General features: G+C 29.0%; 4 protein-coding genes. 3 read left to right on the top strand and 1 reads right to left on the bottom strand.

Annotated features, from left to right (window positions below; translation table 11 throughout):
* Positions 1–205: 205 nt before the first annotated feature.
* Both elxI1 and NSU06_RS11545 read left to right on the top strand, forming a co-directional pair.
* Entirely contained in the window at positions 206–442 is a 237-nt protein-coding gene (gene elxI1, locus NSU06_RS11540) for an epilancin biosynthesis-related protein ElxI1 (protein ID WP_340780140.1), read from the top strand.
* Between the two features lie 264 nt (positions 443–706).
* Positions 707–1,651: a replication initiation factor domain-containing protein gene (locus NSU06_RS11545; RefSeq protein ID WP_340780142.1), complete on the top strand. Its 945-nt coding sequence runs from the start codon at positions 707–709 to the stop codon at positions 1,649–1,651.
* A 45-nt stretch (positions 1,652–1,696) separates the two neighbouring features.
* Here NSU06_RS11545 and NSU06_RS11550 read toward each other — a convergent pair whose 3' ends face one another.
* Entirely contained in the window at positions 1,697–1,891 is a 195-nt protein-coding gene (locus tag NSU06_RS11550; RefSeq protein WP_053038877.1) for a hypothetical protein, read from the bottom strand.
* A gap of 323 nt (positions 1,892–2,214) precedes the next feature.
* Between NSU06_RS11550 and mobV the strand changes: the two genes are divergently transcribed.
* On the top strand, positions 2,215–3,432 hold the full coding sequence (mobV, locus tag NSU06_RS11555; protein ID WP_340780148.1) for a MobV family relaxase: 1,218 nt from the start codon (positions 2,215–2,217) through the stop codon (positions 3,430–3,432).
* Positions 3,433–3,436: the final 4 nt, after the last annotated feature.

Consider the following 3,436-nt stretch of genomic DNA (forward strand, 5'->3'; position numbering starts at 1 on the left):
AAAGTACGCAATTATGCCGAGAAAACTTATTGTTTGGAATGAGCGATATGTTAGCTAACTATGTTAGCGAGTTGGTTGGTGGTTTGTTGGGATTAATCCCAACGAAGTACCAACTCAACAACATATCAAGCTCTGTTGGTTCCAAACAATAAGGAAATTGGAATAATGCAATTATGATATTGTTAAATAAAAAGGGATGATGAAGTTGAAAGTTATAACTAAAATTTTAGATGGATTAGCCTTTATTTGTGTAGCATTATTATTTTTAAAGTATGCAGTTACGTTTGCTAATATGATGTTTGATTGGCACTTGCGTTGGTATTTCTTAGAAGATATTCCACATATGTCACTTATATTATTTATCTTGTTGTTTGTTTTTGCAGTTCCGTCAGAAATGATTAAAGATAAACATAAAGAGAAAACTGGACGTAGCTTAAAATAATTTAACTATGAGATAATATAAATGCTTAAATAAAAAAGACCTGATCTAATTAGACCAAGTCTTTTGATAGTGTTATATTAATAACAAAATAAAAAAGAAGTCGTCCACACCCTCGCCAAAGTTAGTGAACGACAACCACCAAAAAAATCATATGTTGTTTTTTTATGAGTTTGTATATTTAGATATTAAACGATATTTAAATATACATCAAGATATAAATTCGGGTGGACGACTTCTTAAAAATAATTAAGGAGTTGTTTTTTTATGAGTAAAAAAGAGCAAGAAATTTATTCAAAGCAAGGCACATCACAAGAAGTTACAAATTACACCTCAACCGGATACTCTAATAGCCGGTTAGACGTAAACGAATTTTACATTGCTGACCCTAAAATTACTTTTGACGCTATGACAATTGTTGGAAATCTTAATAAAAATAACGCAGAAACATTATCGAAATTTATGAGCGTTGAGCCACAAATACGCCTTTGGGATATACTTCAAACAAAGTTTAAAGCTAAGGCACTTCAAGAAAAAGTTTATATCGAATATGACAAAGTAAAAGCAGATAGTTGGGATAGACGTAATATGCGTGTTGAATTTAACCCTAATAAACTCACACATGAAGAAATGCTTTGGTTAAAACAAAACATTATCGACTACATGGAAGATTGCGGTTTTACAAGATTAGATTTAGCTTTTGATTTTGAATATGATTTAAGCAGCTACTATGCAATGACTGATAAAGCAGTTAAGAAAACAGTATTTTACGGAACGAATGGAATGCCAGAAACAAAATATTTTGGTGTTCGTGACAGTGATAGATTCATTAGAATTTATAACAAGAAAAAAGAACGTAAAGATAATGCAGATATTGAAATTAGTTCAGAACATTTATGGCGTGTAGAAATTGAACTCAAACGAAATATGGTTGATTATTGGAATGATTGCTTTAATGATTTACACATTTTAAAACCTGCTTGGTCTACATTAGAAAATATTAAAGAACAAGCTATGATATATTTATTGATTAATGAAGAAGGTAAATGGGGGCAATTAACAAGACCTACAAAGATTAAATACAAAAATATGATAAAAGAAATTTCTCCGATTGATTTAACAGATTTGATGAAATCAACTTTAAAAGCGAATGAAAAACAATTGCAAAAACAGATTGATTTTTGGCAACGTGAATTTAAATTTTGGAAATGATTTAAATATTATAAGAGCTCTCCGGACTTAAGAAGAGCTCTTATTTCATTTCTTATTTTGATTTTCGTTATTACAACGTTCATTTTTTAATTCATCAACATCTTTTTCTAATTGCTTAACTTTAGAAAAATGATTTGAAATTAATTTGATAATGTAAACAACCAAAATAACTAAAAGAATATTAAGAATAGTGATTATTGTTGTTCCGATTGAAAAAGTTTCTGTTGCTAACCCAAACATATTTGACCTCCAAATAATTTTTAAAATAAATATTATGAATATTATACTCTATAATTATTTTTATCTTTTTTTGAATTTTGAGTGCATTAAATTTTAATCACGTATGTGATCATAAAATTTAATGACGAATTAGCGACCACCATTTTTGGTCGCAGGTTTTGAACTTATGGACTGACTTGTTCAGTCCATTTTTTGTGCTTGCACAAAAACAAGCCTCGCAGAGCACACGCATTAATGACTTATGGCGATAGCAAATAAGTCTAGTGTGTTATACTTTATATATTAAAGACTGTAAAATCTTGTGCTTAGGGGGTAATTTTGTTTTGTCTTATTCAATTATTCGAATTGCAAAAGTGAAATCAAATACAAATACAACTGGCATACAAAGACACGTTCAAAGAGAAAATAAAAACTATGAAAATATGGATATTGATTTAGAAAAATCATATTTAAATTACGATTTAGTTAATCAAAAAAAACAAAATTTTAATGAACTGATTGATGAGAAAATTGAAGAAAATTATACAGGAAAACGAAAAATTAGAAAGGACGCAGTAAAACATATTGATGGATTAATTACATCAGATAGTGACTTTTTTAATCATCAATCGTTAGAAGATACGCAAAAGTTTTTTGAGCATGCAAAGACATTTTTAGAACAAGAATATGGCAAAGATAATTTATTATATGCAACTGTTCATATGGACGAAAAAACACCACATATGCATTTTGGTATTGTACCAATTACTCAAGATGGTCGATTAAGTGCTAAAGATGTAGTAGGAAATAAAAAAGCATTAACACAATTTCAAGATCGTTTTAATCAATATATTAATGAGCAGGGTTATAATTTAGAACGTGGACAATCAAGACAACTAACGAATAAAAAACATGAACAAGTGAGTCGTTATAAACAAAAAACGGACTATCATAGACAAGAATATGAACATGAGAGCCAAAAATTAGATGATATTAAGCAAAAGAATGAAACTATGCTACAAGAGTATCAAAAAGCATTAGATACGCTTAAAACGCCTTTAAATGTTCCATATGAGTTAGAGAAAGAAAAAGTCGGTGGCTTGTTTAATAAAGAGTTACAAGAAACAGGTAATGTGGTCATCAGTCATGATGATTTCATGCAATTTCAAGAACAAATAAAAGCATCACAATTAATTACAGATGATTATGAATATATTAAATCTGGAAAAGCATTAAGGGATAAAGATGAACAGATACAAGAGAAACAAAAACAATATGATGATTTGGCGAAATCATCAGAGAAATTAATAAAGAATTATGAAGTGATGGAAGAATTTACGAATAACATGAAAAAGGCAATGGAACTTATCAAAATATTATTAAAAGAATTAGAACGTTTATTAGGAAGAGATGCTTATGCGAAAAGAATTAATGAACTGACAGAAGATAATTCTGATATAAGAAAATTAGCAGCAGGTATAGATGGACAAATGAATCCAGAATATTATCCAAACGAACAAAAGGAAGAGCAACAACAAAGACATAGAGGTATGAGTAGATAAAAAT

This window comes from Staphylococcus sp. FSL W8-1270, assembly GCF_038007165.1.
Classification (GTDB): Bacteria; Bacillota; Bacilli; order Staphylococcales; family Staphylococcaceae; genus Staphylococcus; species Staphylococcus hominis.

What these genes read in the sequence shown, in the direction of transcription:
- NSU06_RS11550 (WP_053038877.1), bottom strand. Translation starts at nt 1,891, where the DNA reads ATGTTTGGGTTAGCAACAGAAACTTTTTCAATCGGAACAACAATAATC.
- NSU06_RS11545 (WP_340780142.1), top strand. Translation starts at nt 707, where the DNA reads ATGAGTAAAAAAGAGCAAGAAATTTATTCAAAGCAAGGCACATCACAA.